The organism is Acinetobacter sp. ANC_7553 (assembly GCF_056779895.1).
In genome coordinates, this window is the sequence record NZ_JBWYIV010000069.1 from 1 (window position 1) to 216 (window position 216).

1 protein-coding gene is annotated in these 216 nt (G+C 42.1%); it reads right to left on the reverse strand.

What is annotated here, in order from left to right:
* Positions 1 to 205, reverse strand: a 205-nt coding sequence (locus tag AC1M9I_RS14725) for a CoA-transferase (RefSeq protein ID WP_481611228.1), incomplete at its 3' end; no start/stop codon positions are given.
* Positions 206 to 216: the final 11 nt, after the last annotated feature.

The following is a 216-nucleotide window of genomic DNA, read 5'->3' on the forward strand; positions in this document are numbered from 1 at the left end:
ACTCAGGGTCACGGTCTTCTTCCGCAGGGGGTGGACCAAAGGCCAATAAACCATTTTCAGAATGTAAAAAGACATCTTTGTCAGCAGGTAAATAGCTCGAGATCTTGGTCGGTAAACCAATACCGAGGTTGACATAAGCACCATCAGGAATATCTTGTGCAACACGTTCAGCAATTTGATCACGGGTTAATTTTTGATAACTCATTTTATTTCTCC